The sequence below is a fragment of the Maridesulfovibrio ferrireducens genome (assembly GCF_900101105.1).
Lineage (GTDB): Bacteria > Desulfobacterota > Desulfovibrionia > Desulfovibrionales > Desulfovibrionaceae > Maridesulfovibrio > Maridesulfovibrio ferrireducens.
This window is the reverse complement of record NZ_FNGA01000001.1, coordinates 409,537-429,498: the sequence shown is the minus strand read 5'-3', so window position 1 is coordinate 429,498 and position 19,962 is coordinate 409,537. Positions and strand designations below refer to the sequence as shown.

The 19,962-nt window shown below is 43.4% G+C and carries 20 protein-coding genes; 12 read left to right on the top strand and 8 right to left on the bottom strand.

Annotated elements, in window-relative coordinates; genetic code table 11:
- Positions 1–10: 10 nt before the first annotated feature.
- The 6 genes from BLT41_RS01850 to hisS all read right to left on the bottom strand — a co-directional run bounded on the left by BLT41_RS01850 (position 11) and on the right by hisS (position 6,871).
- Positions 11–1,294: a transcription antitermination factor NusB gene (locus BLT41_RS01850; protein ID WP_092157694.1), complete on the bottom strand. Its 1,284-nt coding sequence runs from the start codon at positions 1,292–1,294 to the stop codon at positions 11–13.
- A gap of 17 nt (positions 1,295–1,311) precedes the next feature.
- Positions 1,312–2,130 (bottom strand): DUF116 domain-containing protein, encoded by an 819-nt coding sequence (locus BLT41_RS01845; RefSeq protein WP_092157692.1) that lies wholly within the window; start codon positions 2,128–2,130, stop codon positions 1,312–1,314.
- Positions 2,131–2,132: 2 nt separating this feature from the next.
- Positions 2,133–3,146 (bottom strand): methionyl-tRNA formyltransferase, encoded by a 1,014-nt coding sequence (gene fmt, locus BLT41_RS01840; RefSeq protein ID WP_092157690.1) that lies wholly within the window; start codon positions 3,144–3,146, stop codon positions 2,133–2,135.
- Positions 3,110–3,631 carry a peptide deformylase gene (gene def / locus BLT41_RS01835; RefSeq protein WP_092157688.1) on the bottom strand — a complete coding sequence of 174 codons (522 nt, stop codon included), beginning with the start codon at positions 3,629–3,631 and terminating at the stop codon, positions 3,110–3,112. The genes fmt and def overlap by 37 nt, the downstream gene beginning before the upstream one ends.
- 164 nt (positions 3,632–3,795) lie before the next feature.
- A complete protein-coding gene (gene aspS / locus BLT41_RS01830) occupies positions 3,796–5,619 on the bottom strand; it encodes an aspartate--tRNA ligase (RefSeq protein ID WP_092158780.1) in 1,824 nt (607 codons plus the stop codon).
- A gap of 19 nt (positions 5,620–5,638) precedes the next feature.
- Entirely contained in the window at positions 5,639–6,871 is a 1,233-nt protein-coding gene (gene hisS, locus BLT41_RS01825; RefSeq protein ID WP_092157686.1) for a histidine--tRNA ligase, read from the bottom strand.
- Positions 6,872–7,115: 244 nt separating this feature from the next.
- Here hisS and BLT41_RS01820 point away from each other — a divergent pair, with 244 nt between their 5' ends.
- The 7 genes from BLT41_RS01820 (at position 7,116) to BLT41_RS01790 (ending at position 12,577) form a co-directional block, all read left to right on the top strand.
- Positions 7,116–7,580: a DUF2628 domain-containing protein gene (locus BLT41_RS01820; protein ID WP_244512171.1), complete on the top strand. Its 465-nt coding sequence runs from the start codon at positions 7,116–7,118 to the stop codon at positions 7,578–7,580.
- A 42-nt stretch (positions 7,581–7,622) separates the two neighbouring features.
- Positions 7,623–8,537: a caspase family protein gene (locus BLT41_RS01815; RefSeq protein WP_092157682.1), complete on the top strand. Its 915-nt coding sequence runs from the start codon at positions 7,623–7,625 to the stop codon at positions 8,535–8,537.
- Between the two features lie 314 nt (positions 8,538–8,851).
- Positions 8,852–9,544, top strand: a complete 693-nt coding sequence (locus BLT41_RS01810) for a hypothetical protein (protein ID WP_092157680.1) — start codon at positions 8,852–8,854, stop codon at positions 9,542–9,544.
- 62 nt (positions 9,545–9,606) lie between these two features.
- Entirely contained in the window at positions 9,607–10,245 is a 639-nt protein-coding gene (locus BLT41_RS01805; RefSeq protein ID WP_092157678.1) for a hypothetical protein, read from the top strand.
- 158 nt (positions 10,246–10,403) lie between these two features.
- Positions 10,404–11,066 carry a hypothetical protein gene (locus tag BLT41_RS01800; RefSeq protein ID WP_092157676.1) on the top strand — a complete coding sequence of 221 codons (663 nt, stop codon included), beginning with the start codon at positions 10,404–10,406 and terminating at the stop codon, positions 11,064–11,066.
- A 64-nt stretch (positions 11,067–11,130) separates the two neighbouring features.
- The gene (locus BLT41_RS01795; RefSeq protein ID WP_092157674.1) at positions 11,131–11,877 is read left to right on the top strand and encodes a hypothetical protein; all 747 of its coding nucleotides are present in this window, start codon (positions 11,131–11,133) and stop codon (positions 11,875–11,877) included.
- A 1-nt stretch (position 11,878) separates the two neighbouring features.
- Positions 11,879–12,577, top strand: a complete 699-nt coding sequence (locus BLT41_RS01790; protein ID WP_092157672.1) for a hypothetical protein — start codon at positions 11,879–11,881, stop codon at positions 12,575–12,577.
- A gap of 149 nt (positions 12,578–12,726) precedes the next feature.
- Here BLT41_RS01790 and BLT41_RS01785 read toward each other — a convergent pair whose 3' ends face one another.
- A complete protein-coding gene (locus BLT41_RS01785; RefSeq protein WP_244512170.1) occupies positions 12,727–13,722 on the bottom strand; it encodes a tRNA (adenine-N1)-methyltransferase in 996 nt (331 codons plus the stop codon).
- Between the two features lie 430 nt (positions 13,723–14,152).
- Here BLT41_RS01785 and BLT41_RS01780 point away from each other — a divergent pair, with 430 nt between their 5' ends.
- The 5 genes from BLT41_RS01780 (at position 14,153) to hemW (ending at position 19,482) form a co-directional block, all read left to right on the top strand.
- A complete protein-coding gene (locus tag BLT41_RS01780) occupies positions 14,153–15,133 on the top strand; it encodes a radical SAM protein (protein WP_092157670.1) in 981 nt (326 codons plus the stop codon).
- A gap of 57 nt (positions 15,134–15,190) precedes the next feature.
- Positions 15,191–16,657, top strand: coding sequence for an Rne/Rng family ribonuclease (locus tag BLT41_RS01775; RefSeq protein WP_092157668.1), 1,467 nt, complete (start codon positions 15,191–15,193; stop codon positions 16,655–16,657).
- Between the two features lie 93 nt (positions 16,658–16,750).
- Positions 16,751–17,305: an epoxyqueuosine reductase QueH gene (locus tag BLT41_RS01770; RefSeq protein WP_092157666.1), complete on the top strand. Its 555-nt coding sequence runs from the start codon at positions 16,751–16,753 to the stop codon at positions 17,303–17,305.
- A 112-nt stretch (positions 17,306–17,417) separates the two neighbouring features.
- Positions 17,418–18,254 carry a universal stress protein gene (locus BLT41_RS01765; RefSeq protein WP_092157664.1) on the top strand — a complete coding sequence of 279 codons (837 nt, stop codon included), beginning with the start codon at positions 17,418–17,420 and terminating at the stop codon, positions 18,252–18,254.
- Positions 18,255–18,285: 31 nt separating this feature from the next.
- Entirely contained in the window at positions 18,286–19,482 is a 1,197-nt protein-coding gene (gene hemW, locus BLT41_RS01760; protein ID WP_092157662.1) for a radical SAM family heme chaperone HemW, read from the top strand.
- Position 19,483: 1 nt separating this feature from the next.
- Here hemW and rnhA read toward each other — a convergent pair whose 3' ends face one another.
- Complete coding sequence (rnhA, locus tag BLT41_RS01755) at positions 19,484–19,948, bottom strand: ribonuclease HI (protein WP_092157660.1); 465 nt, start codon at positions 19,946–19,948, stop codon at positions 19,484–19,486.
- Between the last annotated feature and the right edge of the window lie 14 nt (positions 19,949–19,962).

The window sequence follows — 19,962 nt, the reverse complement described above, 5'->3', positions numbered from 1 at the left end:
TAGACTGCTTTTATATTTTTTCAAGCAGGGCAGAATAGAAAAACTCTTTAAGCTGTGAATCCGGAGATGTTGTCCATTCCTTTTTCAGACGGGCATCTTTGTTCTTTTTTAAAAAATTAGCGATTTGCCCGTGGTTTTCCGCAGGATTAAGTGTGCAGGTTATGTATGCTAAAAATCCACCTTTGCGAACAGTTTTCCAGCCATTATCAAGTATTTTAGACTGCAAAAGAACTAAAGATTCTGTATCTTCAAATGAGCGTTTGAACTTAGTATCCGGTCTTCTTGAAAGAACGCCGAGACCTGAGCAAGGTACGTCGAGCAGGGCTGTGCCGACGGTTCCAGCAGCAATCGGTGGATTGATTGCAGAGCCTCTGAACGCTGAAATGGAAGGAAATTCATTTTTCAGAGCAGTGAGCCTTCCGAGGTGTGGATCACTGGCGAGAACCGGCTTAATGTCATTGTGCATCAAATATCGTGATTTGCCGCCGCGACCGGAGCATGCATCCCATACAGGAGTAGGCCAGCTTGAAGGTTCAAGTATGGAAAGAGCAACTCTTGCCGCGTAACTTTGTCTGAAAAGAACTTTATCCGGCAGTCCTTCCAGCGCCGCAGGGCGAACCCCTGAATGAAAGGCAAAAGCTTCTCCGTCAGAAGCAATAAATTCTTTTTCTAAAAGCAGTGCCGCAGCAGCGTCCTGTCCCGCATCATTTGAAGTATCAATTGCAAATCCGGCAGCAGGAGGACAAATTTGAGCCTCGAGGTATTGAATCGCCGTTTCTCTGCCGTAACTGTCAATCCATAGCTCAACAATCCATTGCGGGCATGCGTAGTAAGCGGAAAGAGCTTTCATTTCATTGTGGAGATTTCTGCGGAAAAATTCGATATCCACACCGTCTTCAGCAAGTCTTGCAACTTTACGAAGCACAGCATTGGCGAGACCTCCGAGTTTACCGCGGGTCAGCCTTTTTACTGAATCAACGCCCCAGTCTACTGATGCGTAAGCGGGAACATCCATGTGCAGAATTTCATATGAAGCAATTCCTAAGACTTGAAGAACAGGTGCAGGAAGTCCTTCCGGTCTCGAAAGAAAACAGCCCAGCACGTGTTGCAGACGGATTCTCATTCGTAGATAGCCGTATAGAACTTCGGTAATAAAACCGCGGTCTCGTCGAGCCAGATCGTTTGATGAAAGGGCAGAGTCCAGTATGGCCTGAGCATCCAATCCACTATCAAGAGTTTTGGATACACAATCAAAAGCCAGCCCTCTGGGCCCCGGCAGGGATAAATTTTTCATCTGATAGATTCCGTTTTTTAGAGGCCGCTAAGGGGTGTCATGCCGACATTTTTTTCTGCGTCGACAGGTAATTTTTCAGCTTTAATAAATTTTCGCAGTGCATTTTCAACTGCTATAAGAGATACTTGTGTGTCAAGGCAAGGCCCGTGTGGACGTTCATTAAGAACTCCGAACACCGGCAGCGGATAAGTGTCCTGAATTCCGCTGGCAAGATCCCGTTCACAGGCAATCGCTATAATCAGTTTCGGTCTTTTCTGGACAACTATACGCCTTGCGATGGTTCCGCCGGTTGCTACAGCGAAATGGGCACCGTATTTATCGCGAAGTTCAAGAAGCCCTTTGATGGTGCAAAGTCCGCAACGCTTGCAGTTGTCCACATCATAAGTAAGGCGCATGTCGCAACGGCTGTTTTGCAGGCAGTGCGGAGTTAGCATTAATATTTTATCAGGGTCGCAGGTTCCGGCTTTTGACTGAACCAGTTCGTTGTTAACCTTGATAAAGGATGCTCTTATTTTACGCTTGGAGAGGCCGAAGACTCTACCCAGTATGGTCATAAGCGGCAGAAAAAGTTTAATCGTAAGGCCCCGTGCTTTAGTGGAAAAAGGGAAAGTTTTTCCAAGAACCACATTCGCGAGTAGAGCCAGATAGGCCCATCCGACGAGCAATATGAGAATTGTAACGATTACACCTAATATCCATGAAGCCCATGAACCGAAGGCGGAAATGCCGACATACGGCACATACCACAACGAAGCTAAAAACAGGCAGAGCAGAATGCATGTGCCGGTAATCAGGCCGATGAACAAGCGTTTTTTAGAATCTTTCTCGACACTCACTTTTAGCAATCCGAACCGGATGTCTGTCCATCCGTACTAGTTGGTTGTGTATGTAATTTGCTCATATATCCACACATGAAAGCACGTCCGTCCATGGCTTTTTTGCCAGCCGGTTTTACCTTTTCTGCAAGGTATATTTTATCTTTACAGGCTATTTCCAGAAAACCGTCATCTTCACCGAGGATTGTTCCCGGAGTAGTGTCTACGGTTTCTTTATCGCTTATTTTGCCGGGAGTGATGACCAGACGAACCGGTTCTTTGTCGCTTTCGGCCTGCCAGAAGAAATAAGCACCGGGTGACGGGTGCATTGCGCGGATCTGATTATGCACATCCTTTGCACTTTTATTCCAGTCTATCAATCCGTCTTCTTTTGTAAGCTTGGCGGCGTAAGTGGCGATTTCATCATCCTGTTTTATTATAGCTAATTTGCCGCTATGATAACGAAGAATCGTTTCCATTATCAGCGGTCCGCCCATTGCAGCCAGTTCGTCATGGATTTTTCCGGCGTGGTCGTTCCACGCAATTCCTAACGCTTGCTGGAGCAGCATGGGGCCGGTATCAAGCCCTGCTTCCATTTTCATGATGGTGATGCCTGTTGCGACGTCACCGTTCTGGATGCTGCGCTGAATAGGAGCGGCTCCACGGTATTTGGGAAGCAGAGAGCCGTGTACATTGATGGGCAATACCGTAGGTATATCCAAAACTTCCTGAGGAAGAATCAGGCCATACGCAGCCACAACAAGGAAGTCCGGCTTTAGTGAACGCAGCTGTTCAATATCAGTCTTGTCCTTGAAATTGAGCGGTTGAAACACAGGGATGTCATGTTTCAGAGCTACTTCTTTCACAGGGGAAGGCTTAAGTTTGTGGCCTCTTCCGCAAGGGCGGTCAGGCTGGGTATAAGCTCCGATTACTTCGCAATCGTCCCACTCCTGAAGGTATTCAAGAATGGTGGACGCGAAGTCCGGAGTGCCCATGAAAACTATTTTCCAGCGTGGTTCTTCTCTTGTTGCTGCCATTTTTTGATCTTCTTATCGTACATTGCTTTTTTAAGACGGCCCACTCTGTTTACTATGAGAGTTCCGTCAAGGTGATCTAATTCGTGCTGAAGAACGATTGCCAGAAAGTCGTCTGCTTCAATTCTGATATCTTTCCCGTTTTCATCCATTCCGGTCACAGTAACTTTTTCGCTGCGTTTGATGACGCAACTGAAAGAAGGACAGGACAGACAGCTTTCTTCGGAATCTACTTTTCCTTCGCTGTCAATGATTTGAGGGTTGATAATTATCTGCAGATCTTCCCTGTTTTTAGGGCCTGAAGGGTCAATTACTATCAGGCGGAGCTTTTCTCCGATCTGCGGCGCTGCGAGACCGACTCCGTCATCTTCGTACATGGTTTCAACCATGTTATCGATGAGCACTTTAAGCTCAGGAGTAATCTTTTCTACAACGGCGCATGGATCTGCAAGATTAGGATCAGGATATTTGAGAATACCGAGTTTCATAGTACTTGAGATTTTCCTTGGAAATTCTGTACACAAGGTGTTTAGGATTTCCGTAATTATTAAAGTCTTACAGTCGCTTTTATCGCGACGTAGTCATTCCGGCCTGCTCTATGCAGACCGGAATGTTATCTTTTTATCGTTTGACTTGTAAAGAGGCTCTTGGTTTAAGCTTCTTTCTTTTCGCGGAGTCTGATTCCAAGGTCGCGAAGCTGAGTGCTTGCAACGGCTGAAGGAGCTTCAGTCATCAGACAGGTAGCCTTCTGAGTTTTAGGGAAGGCTATAACGTCTCTGATGGATTTGGCTCCGCATAGTATCATAATAAGTCTATCCAGACCAAAGGCAATGCCTCCGTGAGGCGGTGCTCCGAATTTAAGGGCGTCCATGAGGAATCCGAATTTGGAACGGGCTTCTTCTTCGCCAATACCGAGAGCTGAAAACATTTTCTGCTGCATTTCAGGGGTATGGATACGGATGGAACCGCCACCTATTTCGTAACCGTTAATTACGAGGTCATATGCACGGGCAAGAGCTTCTCCTGGGTTTTCGCTGATGGTATCCATCTGTCCAACCTGCGGAGAGGTGAAAGGATGATGTCTAGCAACGTAGCGTTTTTCATCAGGGTTGTACTCAAGCAGCGGGAAGTCGGTAATCCATAATGGAGCATATGCGCTCTCATCAATAAGCTCCAATCTTTCACCGATCTTAATTCTAAGTGCTCCAAGCGCAGCATTTACGATATCAGTTGATCCGGCCTGGAAGAAAAGAATATCTCCGGCTTCTGCTTTGGTAAGTTCAGAAAGCTTTGCAATTTCTTCTTCGTTGAAAAATTTAACAATCGGAGACTGCCATTCGCCATTTTCTTTAACTTTAATCCATGCAAGTCCTTTGGAACCGTAGATTTCAACAAACTTAGTGTATTCGTCGATTTCTTTACGGCTGAGCTGTGCCCCGTTTGGAACACGCAGAACTTTGATCAGTTCAGATTTAGCAAAAACTTTGAAATCAGATCCTTTAAAAATCTGAGTAGCTTCGAGGTGTTTCAGTTCAAAACGTACATCAGGTTTGTCCACACCGTAATCGCGCATTGCGTCAGCATAGGTCATACGTGGGAAAGCAGAAGGGAGCTCTTTTTCAATGGTTTCGGTGAAAACTGTGCGGATCATGTTTTCAGCCATGCCCATGATTGTTTCTTCGTCAGTGAAGCTCATTTCAATATCAATCTGAGTGAATTCAGGCTGACGGTCTGCGCGGAGATCTTCATCTCTGAAACATTTAACGATCTGGAAATAACGGTCGAGGCCGGAAACCATGAGCATCTGTTTAAAGAGCTGTGGAGACTGTGGCAGAGCGTAAAAATCACCGTTGTTCATGCGGCTCGGGACTAGAAAGTCACGTGCTCCTTCAGGAGTACTCTTGGTGAGAACAGGAGTCTCAACTTCGAGGAATCCAAGTCCGTCAAGGAAGCGGCGAACTGACTGTGCGGCTTTGTTGCGCAAGATAAAGTTCTTGGCAAGGATAGGGCGGCGCAAGTCCAGAAAGCGATATTTGAGACGAAGCTGTTCAGCCGCGTCTGTACGGTCCTCAATGGCGAAAGGAGGAGTTTCAGAAGTATTAAGAAGCTTCCATTCGTCAACGATGATTTCAATTTCACCTGTTGTCAGACCTTTGTTGATCATGCCGTCGGGACGGGCTCTGACCTTACCCTTGATAGCAACAACGTATTCTGAACGGATAGCGTGAGCGCGTTCGTGAACATCAGTGTTGTGCTCGGGGCTGAAAACAACCTGTGTGAGACCTTCACGGTCACGCAAGTCGATGAAAATAAGGCCGCCGTGATCGCGGCGAAATTGAACCCAGCCCATGAGCAGGACTTCTTCGCCGAGGTTTTTTGCGGTTACTTCATTACAATTGTGAGTTCTTTTCCAGCCGCCAAGGTCTTCAATCACTCGGTATTCGTCGTAACTGCGTTCTTCATTTTGTTCAGACATGGTAGTCTCTCCCGGGATTTTATTTGAAATATTCATCACGCGGCAGGGATTCCTGTCCGCCTTCGATCATGTCTTTGACTGTGACCGTTCCGTTCTCAACTTCGTCCGTTCCGAATATAAAACATTTCTTTACAGCAAGCTTGTTTGCCTGACGTAATTGACTTTTCATACTGGTGGCGACAAATGCCGCTTCTCCTTTGAGTCCTGATTTGCGCAGTTTTTCTGCAAAAATCAAGGCATCTCCGGCCGCTCTCTGATCAACGAGAGCTATGTAGAAATCAAGTTTTTCCTGAAATTCTCCGTCCAGCAGCATAGCCAGTCTTTCCATTCCGCAGGCAAATCCTATTCCCGGAACCTGTGCTCCGCCGAGACTGTGGACCAGTCCGTCATATCTTCCGCCGCCAGCAACCGCAGTCTGTGCGCCGATGTCGCCGGAAGTTACTTCAAAAGTTGTTCTCTGGTAATAGTCGAGACCGCGAACGAGTCGTGGATTCAGAGTGTAATCCAGTCCCGCTTCATTAATAAGAGCAATTACCGCATCAAAGTGATCACGGCAATCTCCGCAAAGGTGATCCGGGATGGATGGAGCGTCTTTTGTAAGCTCTTTGCAACCTTTGCTTTTGCAGTCCAGAACTCTGAGTGGATTGGTTTTGACGCGACGGGTGCAGTCTTCACATAATTTATCCTGATCCACTCCGCTGAAATAATCATCAAGGGCTTTTCTGAAAACGGGTCTGCATTCAGGGCAGCCAAGTGAGTTCAGCTCGAAAGAAAGTTTGCTAAGGCCGATTCTGCTGAGAAAAGTTGAGAGCATGAGAAGGACTTCCGCATCAGCCTGAGGTTGGCTGGCTCCGAAAACTTCTGCATTTATCTGATGAAACTGGCGCATGCGTCCAGCCTGAGGCCTTTCATATCGGAACATGGGGCCGACAGTGAATAATTTGCTTACTTTGCCCGGCTGATAAATTTTATTTTCAACATATGCGCGGACAACACCTGCGGTGGCTTCAGGACGCATGGTGAGCGAACGGCCTTTGCGGTCAGGAAAAGTATACATTTCTTTTTGCACAACATCGGTTTCTTCACCGATGGAGCGGCAGAACAGCTCGGTTTTTTCGAGAATTGGAGTTCTCAGTTCTCCGAAACCGTAACTTGAAAAAACGTCTCTGGCTGTTTTTTCCATGAAGGCATATTTTGCGCTTTCTTCAGGGAAAAGGTCTGCAACACCTTTAATTTTTTGTATTTTTGCCATAATTCTTCTCTTTGCGGATTTTCGGGGTAATTGGGAATAAAACCGGCCCGATCCCGGTTCGGGGCGTGGAACCAAATCTCGTTAGTCCAATATGGTGCGAATGTCAAAAAAAGCAGGCTCTGCGGGATTTTTATGTATACTGGTGTTGCCAATTTTTTCTGCGTGCGGCATTAACCGGATGATGTTAAAATATAGATTAAAAATTTAGACTGTCCTGAAAATTACCGGAGAATATATTATGAACATGATAACTACTGATGATTATGCAAGTTTTATTGGGCCTAATGCAGGAAAATATTTATTTAATTTTGCCAAATTCCAATCCCTGCGTGACGGATTTACAGCCACTTGGCACTGGCCGGCGTTTTTGTTCGGTTTCTGGTGGTTCTTATACCGTAAAATGTATTTTTGGGCATTTGTCACATTTTTATTAGGATTTTTGCCTTTCGGTAATTTAATCGCTCAATTCGGATATGGGCTTAGTGCGTACTTTTTATATTACAGGGATAGCACTGCTAAGGCTTATGCGGTAATGTCTACATATCCGGGGCAGAATACCCGCATGATTTTAGAAGAGACTGGCGGGGTGCATGGCTGGGTTAAAATCGTGGGAATTCTTTGTTTTTTCCTGCAACCGGCATGGATATTTGTTGTTTCGTTATTGTTCGGCGGAGCGTTTATGATGTCATTTCAACAGGTGATAATGTAAGTTAGGGGTAGTATTTATTTTTAGCTCTGTGAGGGGAGATATATGAAAAAATTATTGTTATCGAAAGTTAATTTTTATTTCTTCGTGTTTCTAACCGGTTGTTGTCTGTTCTTCGGTTCAGCTCAAACCTCACACGCTCAATCAAGACTGGCCCTCCTTGTGGGGAATGCTGCTTACAAGAACGGCCCGCTCAGAAATCCCATTAATGATATTAATGCAATGTCCAATGCTCTCAAAAAATCCGGGTTTGAAGTGATGGTGTTGAAAAACGGAAATCGTGCTCAAATCGGGAGAGCTATAGATGAATTCGGCCGTAAACTTACAAAAAAAGATGTAGGCTTGTTCTATTTTTCAGGACATGGGTTGCAGGTTAAAGGGCGCAACTATCTTGTTCCCATCGGCATGAAAGTTCAGGGCGAAGCTGATGTTCAGTATGAAGCCATCGATGCCGGAAGGGTACTGGCTAAAATGGAAGATGCTGGCAACAGAATGAATATCGTGATTCTTGACGCTTGCCGGAACAATCCATTTAAGCGCAGTTTCAGGTCTGCCCAAAATGGTCTGGCCCAGATGGATGCTCCAACCGGATCTTTCATAGCTTTTGCCACCGCACCGGGAACGGTCGCTCTTGACGGTAAAGGTTCGAATAGCCCGTACGTTTCACACATGGTGAAAAATATGGGCAAAAAGAATCTAACTATCGAGAAGTTTTTTAAAACAGTCCGTATCGGGGTCATAAAAGATACAAGCCGTAAACAGACTCCGTGGGAATCTTCATCACTGGTGGGCGATTTCTATTTCTCAGGTAAAAGCGCGGCGGCTCAGACTCAATCGCAACCGAGTACTGTGCAAAGTAACAAACCTCCGCAGAGTCAATCTGCTCCGACTCCGGCCCCCAGACCAGCTAAGCCTAAAAAATCTAAGGACGATCAAATACTGGATATGTTGCTGAACTAAAAATTTGATATGTGTTGATTGAGATCACGACATAACCTGTCAGATTTTGTCGCATGTATTTATTATCCTATTATTAGTGGAAATGGTGAATTCTCTCAGAATCAATGATTTTGAGAGAATTTGTTTGTTAACCCTAATGATGGGATTTTTTTATGAATAAACAGCGTGATTTTATTTTGCATAAGAAGAGAAGGGAAGGATTGAATCCTTCGGATCGGATTTACACGGAAGATTAAGATAGGTATATGGTCACGGTTCTGATGTTATGAATAATGTAGAAGTGCCGTCATGTTAAAAGCCAAGGATGGAAGGTGATGAGCCTTATAAAGAATTATTTTCAACGATTAATCCATGGACTGGCGAGAGTCGTCCGATATAATTGTAGTAGTTTTTTTGTTTGTTTCTTTATTCTTTTTTTGATGTTTTCAAATGTGACTGTTGCCCGCGCAGTTGATGCATCCATTTTTCTTGGTCCACCACTTGGTGAAACGATTATTCTCGATGTTGACGATGGAGTGGATATAAAACGGACGACGACAGCTGTATCTGAATCAGAAGTTTACTCGATTGAAGATAGAAGGAGGCTTTTGCCTGGTAAAGTAACGAAAGAGGATATTATAAAAAATAATCTTTCTGAAAAGATCGTACGCATTGTGCGGGGCGAAGAAGACCTTGTTAATAATATCACTCTACAAGCGAAGGCTGGCAAAATAATCCTTAGCAGGCATGGTAAAGTTGTTATCATACTTGATCTAGAAAGCAGGAAGGGTTTTTTATATTTAAGCACCTCCGATGGAGATGTTAAAATGAAGAGTCATATTGTAGATGAGCAAGAAGAGTTTATCAGAGGCAAAAAACGTAGTAGTATTTACGTCGAGTCTTATGGGAATTTAGATGATGGGCCAGTTAATAGTAATTATAGGCTCGTGTCTGGTTTAGGTCTTACTCATATGTCGTTAACGGTTTCTGGCTTAACTTCTGTTTTATACACATTAAAAGAAAACTAGATTCATGTTTGCAAGCCAGTCTCTTTTGAGGCGGGCTCTTTTCGTTCTAAGAAGGGTTAAAAGTGATCAAAAATATCATATGCGCGCTAACTTTATTACTGGTTTTTAACGAGTTTTGTTTTGCCGGAGCAGATGTTTTTATTTCGTGTGAAGATATTGAAGGTATAGATATTGTGCAAATTATGAGAGAGCCTCCGTTCGTTGACTCGAGCGTTAAGCAATATATTTATGCTGTTGAATTTAGCTTAAAGCCGGAAGCAGGCGCGCGGTTTTCCGCAATAAGAGAAGCGACAAAACCTGATAAAGTGGACGTTAATGGAACCATATATGACATTGTGCGAGCTTCGTTACATACTAAAGATGGGGTTGTTACTTCGGATTATATTGAGGGTAGTTTATTTAATGAGAAGAGTATAAGTATCAGTAAGTTGGCTAAAAAAGCCGCTTTAGAAGTCGTCGATAACGCTTGTTCTAAAATCAAGCCTAGAACGTATTATACCTATGACGTGTTTGATGCTTTAGGGATCGATATGAAGACCGGACAAGAGTGTAAAGGGGAGTTGGTTTCTTGTGAGGAGTATGAGAAAATTCTTTCTCGATGCAGCAAAAGGCTTGCAGAAGGCAGGAATTGCGATGACTTCAAAACAAATTGCAAACCGAGTGAAGTAACAAAGAATGGTAGGCTGAGGATATCTCCCTAGTTTTTGAATTCAGGTGAAAAGGGCATGGAGTGTAAAACTTCAAGCCCTTTTCAAATTCTATATTAAGTGAAAGTTTGCTAATCCATAATTCAAAGACGCATAAAACGGAGATAGTGTTGGGGGTTCGCTCTTAATGATTTTTCGATGGAGATTAATTCATGTCGCTAAAAGATTCGTTTATACCACCGCCGCGCCTGCTTAGATTTCTGAGCACTAGCTTTTTCTTCGTTTGCATCTTTACTCTTTTTATCTGCCAAAATGCTCAAGCTAAAACTGTTGATCCGTCCATTTTTCTAGGCCCGCCACTAGGTGAAACAATTATTCTAGATGGTTGCGATGGAACAGTGACAAAACGAACTACCACAGCTGTTTCGGATACCGGAGTTTATTCTATTGAAGAAAGAACTAGACTGCCTGTGAAAGAAATAAAGGAAGGTTTATTTAAGGGTAGAAACGCGCGTATTATGAGAGGCGAGGAAGATATCGTTGATAATTATACGCTTCAGGCTGTGGAGGGCAAAATTGTTATTACCAGATGTAATGAAGCTGAAACAGTGGTTGATTTGCTCAACAGAAAGTGGACGCATCGTGGGGATGATTTATCCGGTAATTATTTTGAAATTCAGTGTAGCCTTGTAGGTGAAAAAGAAAAGCTGATTCATGGTAAAAAGCGCAAGGTTATATATGTGGAAACGTTTTGCAATGCCGGTGGGTATGCTGTTAAGAGCGTTTACACAGTAGCATCTGGCCTAGGGATAATTCATTATGAAGTTGTTGATCCTGATGATCCTTTGGTTTTGTTTACTTTAAAAGAAAATTGATTTTATGTCCGAGAGTCAGCCACAAAAGAGGCTGGCTCTTTTGTGTTATAAAGGGAGAGGGATAATGTCATTTAGAGACTTATTTATTTCATATTGCAAGGATGTAGTGCGGGATACATTCTGCGAAAATTTGTTTACTAAATGGCAGATAATTAAATTGTATTTAGCATATACCTATCTACCTTTCCTTCTTGTATTTCTTCCTTTTGAGCTTGTTTGGAAGTTAAATTTATTTGTTATATTATTTTGTTTTGTGATGGCGCCTTTCTTGTATACTACTATCTATGTCTATAAAAAGGTCGTTCCAAAAAGTAATAATTATTTTATTCTTTTATTTGATAATAAAGTCACGAATTGCTTTGCCTTTGGATTTTTAGCGTTTTTAATGAGTGATATAATTGGAACAATGTCTCATTCCTTGAGAGGTTCTGCTGTCGATTTTTCTTACTTGGTAAGAGGTCTGTTGTTTATATTTTGTTTGTCGTTATCTGCAATATTTGCTTTGAAAAAACAGCTGCATTCTGATTATAGAGAAACTCATTTCGGGTGTCTTTTTTTGTTTACTCTGCTGATTTGCGCCCCCTATTATATTTTTATAGAAAGCTCTAAATTCTTTTTCCTTAGTCAATATATCGTTATAGATCCAGAAGCTCTGAATGAATTAAGTTACCGACTGCAAATTGGTATTGGTACCAGGATATTATCCATCGTACATTTTGGTGTATATTTGTTTGTGATAAAAATGTTCATAATAGCCGTTATTAAACAAAATGATCTGAACATAGCCAGATTTGAAAAAGAGACTCAGTAATATGATGGCGACTCCAAAACAGAATATCCTGACACATGACAGATTTAAGACTCAGACGCGGTTGTTTGGATTTCTGAGCACGAGCCTTTTATTTATTTGTCTCATCACTCTTTTTACCTGCCAAAATGTTCAAGCTAAAACTGTTGATGCGTCCATTTTTTTTGGTCCACCACTAGGTGAAACGATTATTCTAGATGGTGGCGATGGAATGGATATTAAACGGACTACCATCGCTATTTCCGAGTCAGGAATTTACTCGATTGAAGATAGAATGAGAACCCCGAAGTGCGAAGTTACGCAAGAGGACATTATAAAACATAAGTTCTCTGAAAAGGTTGTGCGTATCATGCGAGGTGAAGAGGACCTTGTTGATAACTATACGTTACAGGTTAAGGGGAGCAGAATTATTCTCTCCAGATACGGAAAAGTCTCTATAATGCTGGATTTAGAAAGCAGAGAAGGGATTGAATACTTAAGCTCCTCCGAGGGAGATATTAAGATGGAGAGCCGTATTGTAGAGACTAAAGAGGAATTTATCAGAGGCAAAAAACGTAGTAGTCTTTATGTCGAGTCTTACGGAAAATTACATGATGGGCCGATTAGTAGTAGTTATAGATTCGTGTCGGGGTTAGGTCTTATTTATATATCGATAACGAATTATGGTTTAAAATCTGTTTTATATACTTTAAAAGAAAATTAAATTTATCTCTGTGAGACTTTTTTTGAGGCTGGCTCTTTTCCATTATATTGTGTCGTCCTGAATTAAGCTGTCGATTTTAGCTCATAAAAAAGGGCTTGGAGTTATTACACTCCAAGCCCTTTTCAAATTCTATATTAACTGAAAGCGATTTAAGCTTTGTCAGTAGTTTCTTCTGTAGTCTCGTCAGCTTTTACTTCTGGAGCGGCTTCCGGAGTTGCGGCTTCAGTTGCTTCGACAGCCGGAGCTTCGGTGACCGGAGTTTCTTCTGTCGGGGCAGTTTCTGGCTGAGCTGTTTCTGTCTGAGCTTCAACTGTAGTTTCTGCGATCTCAGGAGTAGCTTCTTTTTTTTCTTCTGCTTTCTGATCGTCACCTGACATTACTGAACTATCAAGGGAGCGGGCGAAAACAAGGAAGCCTGTGTGAGCGACCATGCGGTCATCAGGGCGCAGTCTTTCTGCGACAGGTTTCCAGCGGCGAAGAAGAATTTCAACAACTTCAATGTCAGTGAAAGGGCCTTTATCAAGAGCGGCAATAAGCTCGCTGACCTGATTTGTTGTAGGCAGCAGGAACCCGAGCATTGATCCGGGGATAACTGCTTTAGGAATGTGGTGCAGGTAGTCCCATGGAGTGCGGACGTCGAGGAAAAGAGCATCACAGTCAGTTGCCTGAAAGCCTTCTTCAATATCAAGATTAAACTGTTCAACACGATGTGACAGTCCTGACCATTCAAGATTTTTGCTGACAAGTTTAAAGAATTCAGGACGGCGTTCATGGGTATAAACTTTACCGGTGTCACCTACATAGTAGGCTAAAGCGGTTGTCAGGCCGCCTGATCCTGAGCCTGATTCAATAACTCTGCACCCTGGACCGATTCCCAGTTTAAGCAGAAGATATCCGATTTCTTTCGGATACATAATCTGAGTCTGGCGTTTTACGCCTTTGATCAAATCATGGACTGTCGGCTTAAGAATCTGGTACTTGCGCCCCAAGTGGGTCTTAACCATTCTTCCATATCCTGCAGCGATGACGTCTTCCATAAGAATCTTGCCATCGTGGGTATGAATATCATCCCCATCCTTTACTACGCGTAAATAACGCTTGCCCTTGGGGTTTATGAGCAGTACCACTTGTCCAGCATTAAGCATTGACTTCCTCCTGAATGAATATTCCGCCGGATTACGGTTGAAACGCACGTAAGTCAATCCCTGACTTTTATAATATTGGGTTGGAATGTTGGTCGGGGAGCACTTAAATGCTCTGCCTTATATATTCAATACCGATTTATTACCCTGCCTAATTTAAATTTTATTTTTTTTGAATTGCCGGAATTGTTGATAAAAACATTAATCAGCAAATTGTTGCGGCATATATAAAATCTTGAGTTTTTAATGCAATAGGACTAGTGGTAATGTGTTCAATGAAAGTTGTGTTTTTTAGCATGTGATTATTTTTTATTTAAGATTTGGCGATCAGTCTGTAAATACAGTCCTTTTGAGTCTTTTTAGAGGTTTTGATCGACAATATTGGAAGATAATTTCCATAAAATTGAATTTTTTGCTTCTTGACGGATAGAATATGGGTTATAAGTATATCTTCGGGCCGGTTTTTTCCGGTAGAATAGGTCGTTCGCTTGGTTTGGATCTGCTTGGAAAACGGATCTGTTCCATGGATTGCGTTTATTGCGAAGTCGGAGCGACAGAGTTTCTGGTGAGTGAGCGCAGGCCCTATGTTTCCGCTGCTGCAATTCTTGAAGAGCTTGCAAGCTGGAAACAGGAAGGACATCTTTTGCCCGATGTGATTACTCTCGGAGGTCTTGGGGAGCCGGTTCTCAATTCCGATTTGCCCGAGATTATCGGTGGAGTTAAAAAACTTTTCCCGTCTTTGCCCGTGGCTGTATTAACAAACGCCACCCCGATGACGGACCCCGAAGTTCGCAGAGAACTGCTGGAAGCAGATATTGTGCTTCCGTCGATGGATTCTCTTGTTGCTTCGGAATTTCGGGCCGTAAACAGGCCGTGTAAAGGAATTGATCCTGAAGACGTAGCCAAGGCCCTGATCGAATTCCGTAAGGAGTTCAAAGGTAAGATTTTTCTGGAAGTGCTCCTTTCAAGGGGATACAATGATTCGGCTGAAAATCTTTCTAAAATGAAAGCTTTTTGTTCTGAACTTTCCCCGGACCGCATTGATGTGGTCACACTTTCGCGCCCCGGAACTCTAGAGGTTGCTTTACCGGTTGATCCCGGGACTTTAGATCTTTGGAAAAAGGCTCTTGATGCCGCGCCCTGCACTGACAGGGATTGCGGTTCCGATGAAGGCGCAAAGGGAAGGAACGGCTCGGATACATCCGTCCATGTGCAGGATGGAGACTCCGCAGCATTTGACCGGATTCAGGCTTCTCTCATGCGTAGACCGCAGACAGCGCAACAACTTTCAAAAGCCCTTGAAATCTCCTTTGATGGAGTGATGCAGGTGATTGAAAAGTTGGAGAACAGCGGCAAGTTGACCGTAAGGCAGGCAGGTGATGAAATTTATTACAAGTTTAAGCCGGATGGTTGATACGTGATTTAAGCTTCTGAATCCGCGGAATATTTAAACTTTTCCCGGAATTAGAAAATGACAAACAAGAAAAGAAAAGAAAAAATGTTTATAAGCGTCCTACCTGAAGAACAGGTAGAGGTTGCGCTGACTCAGGAAGGTCAGGTCATCGAGTATTATGTTGAAATGCTCCATCAGGCCAAGACCAAAGGTAATATTTACAAAGGGTATATCCATAACATTGATGCCGCGCTTCAAGCGGCGTTTATCAACTACGGAGCCGAACGTAACGGTTTTCTCCAGGTTGATGAAATTCACCCCGAATACTATCAAGGAACCTACACGCTCAAAAAAGGGCACAGGTATCCTTTATTGCAAAAGGTTTTAAAACCCGGACAGGAAATTTTTGTTCAGGTTGTTAAAGAACCTACCGGTAAGAAAGGTGCGTTTTTATCATCGTATCTGTCTATTCCGGGTCGCTATTTTGTGCTTACTCCCGGAAGAGAGCAGATTGGTATTTCTCGTAAGATCGAAGACGAAAAAGAACGTACCAGACTTAAAGAAATTATCGATTCAGTTAGTCCCGGTGACGGTGTAGGCGTTATTGTCCGTACTGCAAGTATGGGCCAGAGCAAATCTGCGCTGACCAGAGATTTTAAATTCCTTACCAGACTTTGGAATGACATCAGAACAAAGGGGCAGGATCTTCAGCCTCCTGCGCTCGTGTATGAAGAAATGGGACTGGCATCACGCTCTGTTCGTGATTACCTTTCTTCCGATGTCACTGAAATCTGGGTGGATGATAAAGACACGGCAGATCAGGTGCAACAGCTTGCCACATTGTCTTTCCCGAGACGCAATAATCTGGTTAAACTTCATTCTGATACAGATAAATCTCTTTGGGAACGGTTTAATCTGGTTAAACAGATCGAGCAGATCTACGGACGCGAAGTAAATCTTCCTTCCGGCGGCAGGCTTGTTTTTGACCAGACAGAAGCTCTTACCGCGATTGATATCAACTCCGGTAAGATCGGCGGAGAACGTAATTTTAAAGAGATGGCGCTCAAGACGAATAAAGAGAGTGCTGAAATGATTGCCTGTCAGCTTAAGCTTCGTGATCTCGGCGGTCAGGTGGTTATCGACTTTATTGAAATGAAAGATCCCAAGCATTGCCGTGAAGTTGAAAAAACCATGCGCTCGGCTCTTAAGACTGATCGCGCACGGACGGATGTTGGCCGTATTTCGCGCTTCGGACTGATGGAACTTGTTCGTCAGCGTTTAGGTTCTTCCGCCATCGCAGTCAGCACCGAACCCTGCCCTTGTTGTCAGGGAACAGGTATGCGGCGCAATATGGAATGGCAGTCTATGCAGGCTCTGAAAGATATTTATAGAATGCTCAGAAGGCCGGGCAGTACCTCTCCTCTTAATTATGAAGCGGAAGAAGAACTTGCCTTGTATCTTTTGAATCATAAACGGCCCGCAATTGTTAATTACGAGAAAGCGTTCGGCACCAAGATCAATATAGAGATTCAGTGGGCTGAATAATAAATGTAATATGTTTTTAATAAGGCAGTGTTTTTGCTCCAGAGCAGGAACACTGCCCTTTTTTATTTTAACCGAACTGCGGAGTTCAATGTAATGGCTTCCAAAAAAATATTACTTCACGCTTGTTGCGGTCCTTGCTCAATTACAACGATTGAAATTTTACGAGAGCAGGGTTTTGAAGTGTCCGCTTTTTTTTACAATCCTAATATTCATCCACTTAAAGAATATGTCCGGCGCAGGGATACTTTTTTGGAAGTTGCTGATAAAATGGATCTTAAGGTTATCGGCAGCACTACAGAGTATGATTCCCAGAAGTGGTTTAGGAATGTATCATTTCGTGAGGAAAACCGTTGTTTCCATTGCTATGCAGACAGGCTTGAACGCACGCTGTCTCTTGCAAGAAGAGGGCGTTTTGATTTTTTTACAACGACTCTCCTTTACAGTAAATTTCAAAAACATGACCGCATTGCAGCGCTTGGCCGGGATATGGCAGGGGGCGGCAGTTGTGAATTTTATTATTATGATTTTCGCGAAGGCTGGAAAGAGGGCATAGAACGTTCTAAAGAATGGGATATTTATCGACAGCAGTATTGCGGGTGTCTTTTCAGTGAAAATGAGCGTTATGCTAAGGATCTGAAAAATTCCTAATCAAATATTATGTTGAACTCTCGCTATTTATGAAGAGTTGTGGCAGTTTCTTAAGATATTGTGAAAGGACGAAAGCGCGACATTTAAAAACAAGGCAACAGGAAGGACGAGCATGGAAAAGCATCTTCTGGTTTGTGTGTGTGATGATGGAACCGTATCGTATTCAGTCAGATTTATAAGAGATTTTTTTAACTCTCCGTGTGATGTGCGTTTAACTCTTTTTCATGTAGCGCCGCACGGGGGATCATGGGGTGTTCATAATTCTGCCCAAAAGGGTCGAAAATTACTTGAAAAAGTTAAAGACGATTTTATAGCCAACAGTTTTTGTAAAGAAAACAAGATAGATATAAAAAGCATCAGTTCCAGAGGCGGCGTTGCCAGAGAAATAGTTCAGGAAGGACATAAAGGGATGTATGATGCCGTTATCTTCGGGCGGCAGGCTACTTTTATGTTTGAAGAGTTATTTGATTACAGCGTTGCGCACAGAATGATATGGGAGGACGTAACCTTCCCGTTGTGGTTCTGCAAATGTCCACAGGAAATCCCTAAAAAGAATGTGTTGCTGTGTCTTGGTGACGGTGAACCTTCACAGAGAATTACGGATCATGTCGGGTATCTTCTTAGTGATGATTCGGTCCACGATATAACTCTTTTGCATGTGCAGAAGTCTAAAGAGGCGAAAGCTGAAAATTCAAAAAAATTGTTTGCAGTTGCTCGCGAGCACCTTGAGGCCAACGGAATTGAAGATTCCCGTATTACGGATTGTGTAGTTGAAGGGGCCAATGTGACAAAGGCTATACTGGCTGAAGCTGCAAAAGGGCATTATGCCGTGGTTGCTATCGGCCGCGATTTTCATGACAAAACCGCTAAAGAGAAGATGCTCCCTGAATCTGTCAGTGTGAAACTTCTACGAAAGCTTGAGGGTGCCACTCTTTGGATCAGCAAGTAATAGTCATCATATACGGAAGGGTAAAATTTTAATGTCTCTCATTCCTGCATTTTTTAACGCCCCTCTGCTGCAAGGCGATGGAAAAGAGGCGAAGAATCTTCTTGTTTATATTCATGTGCCGTTTTGCGTGCGCAAGTGTAATTATTGCGCATTTCATTCTCAGATTTTTAATCAGGTAACTTTTGCATGGTACCTTAAAACTCTTTTGGCTGAGATTGAGCTTTGGGGACGCAGACTTAAAAACCCGAAAATAGGAACAGTCTATTTAGGGGGCGGAACTCCAAGCCTTATCCCTCCTTTTCAGCTTGAGCTGATAATGGATGCGCTTCGTAAGCATTTCACTTTTGTCCGGGGGATGGAAATAACCATTGAGGTTAACCCCGATTCTGCCAATGATGAATCTTATTTTAAGAACCTGCTTTCCATGGGATTCAACCGCTTAAGCATAGGGTTTCAGAGTCTTGATGACCGGAATCTTGTGGTGCTCGGCAGGCCTCATTCTGCCAGACAGGCCGCAGAAACTTATTACATGGCGCGTAAAGCTGGTTTCGGCAACATCAGCATAGATCTCATGTGGGGCTTACCCCGGCAGAAAATGAAGGACTGGAACAATGAGCTTAAAGCCGTGGTAAAGCTTAAGCCTGAACATATTTCGTCTTATGGGCTTAGTATTGAGCCTAATACTGTTTTCGGGAATAACAGGGAATCCGTTGAGCCGGAGCTTCCGCCGGATAGTGAACAGGCCCGTATGTTTATATACGGAGCGGAATTTCTTGAAGGAATGGGATATATTCAATACGAAATATCAAATTTCGCTAGGATGGGTTTCACTTCCCGCCACAATCAGGGCTATTGGGACAGGCTGGATTATCTGGGGCTTGGGCCTTCTGCCGTATCCACGATAGGCAATCGCAGATTTACCAATCCAATTTATATGGATGAATATGATGCCGCCGTGCGCGGCGGATTTCTCGGTGAAGATTTTGAAGAAATTACAGACGTGATAAAAGCTCAGGAACTGGTAATGCTGAGTCTGAGAACTACACGCGGCCTTAAGCTCTCAGACTACAAGGATATGACTGGCAGAGATCTGATGAAAGAGAAGAATTCGATCATAACCGCACTGCATCAAAACGGACTTGTCCGCATAAGTGCTGGCTTCCTAAGACTTACCAAGAACGGAATGCTGGTCTCCAACTCTATATTGCAGTCTCTTGCGTTTGATTAGCCTATTCTTCCTCGTCCTGAATCAAATCTAATGAACCGGCGGCGTTGCGCGCAAGGTCATCACAGCGTTCATTTTCCGGGTCGCCTGAATGGCCTTTGACCCAGCGGAAAGTCACGTTGTGCTTGTCCATCAGCGGAATGAACTGCTGCCAGAGATCTTTATTTTTCACAGGTTTTTTTGCCGCTGTTTTCCAGCCGTTTTTAAGCCAGTTATCCAGCCATTTTTTTGTGAAAGCATTTTTTACATACTGTGAATCTGTATAAAGTATGACGTCGCATGGCTCTTTAAGTTCTGTAAGGGCTGCAATCACTGCGCGCATTTCCATACGGTTGTTGGTCGTATGTTTGTATCCCTGAGAGAGTTCATTGCGGTGCTCATTGAAAAGTAGAACCGCGCCATATCCACCCCGACCAGGGTTTCCGAGACAGGAACCGTCGGTGTATATGGTAATTTTCTTATTTGACATCAAAAAACCTTATT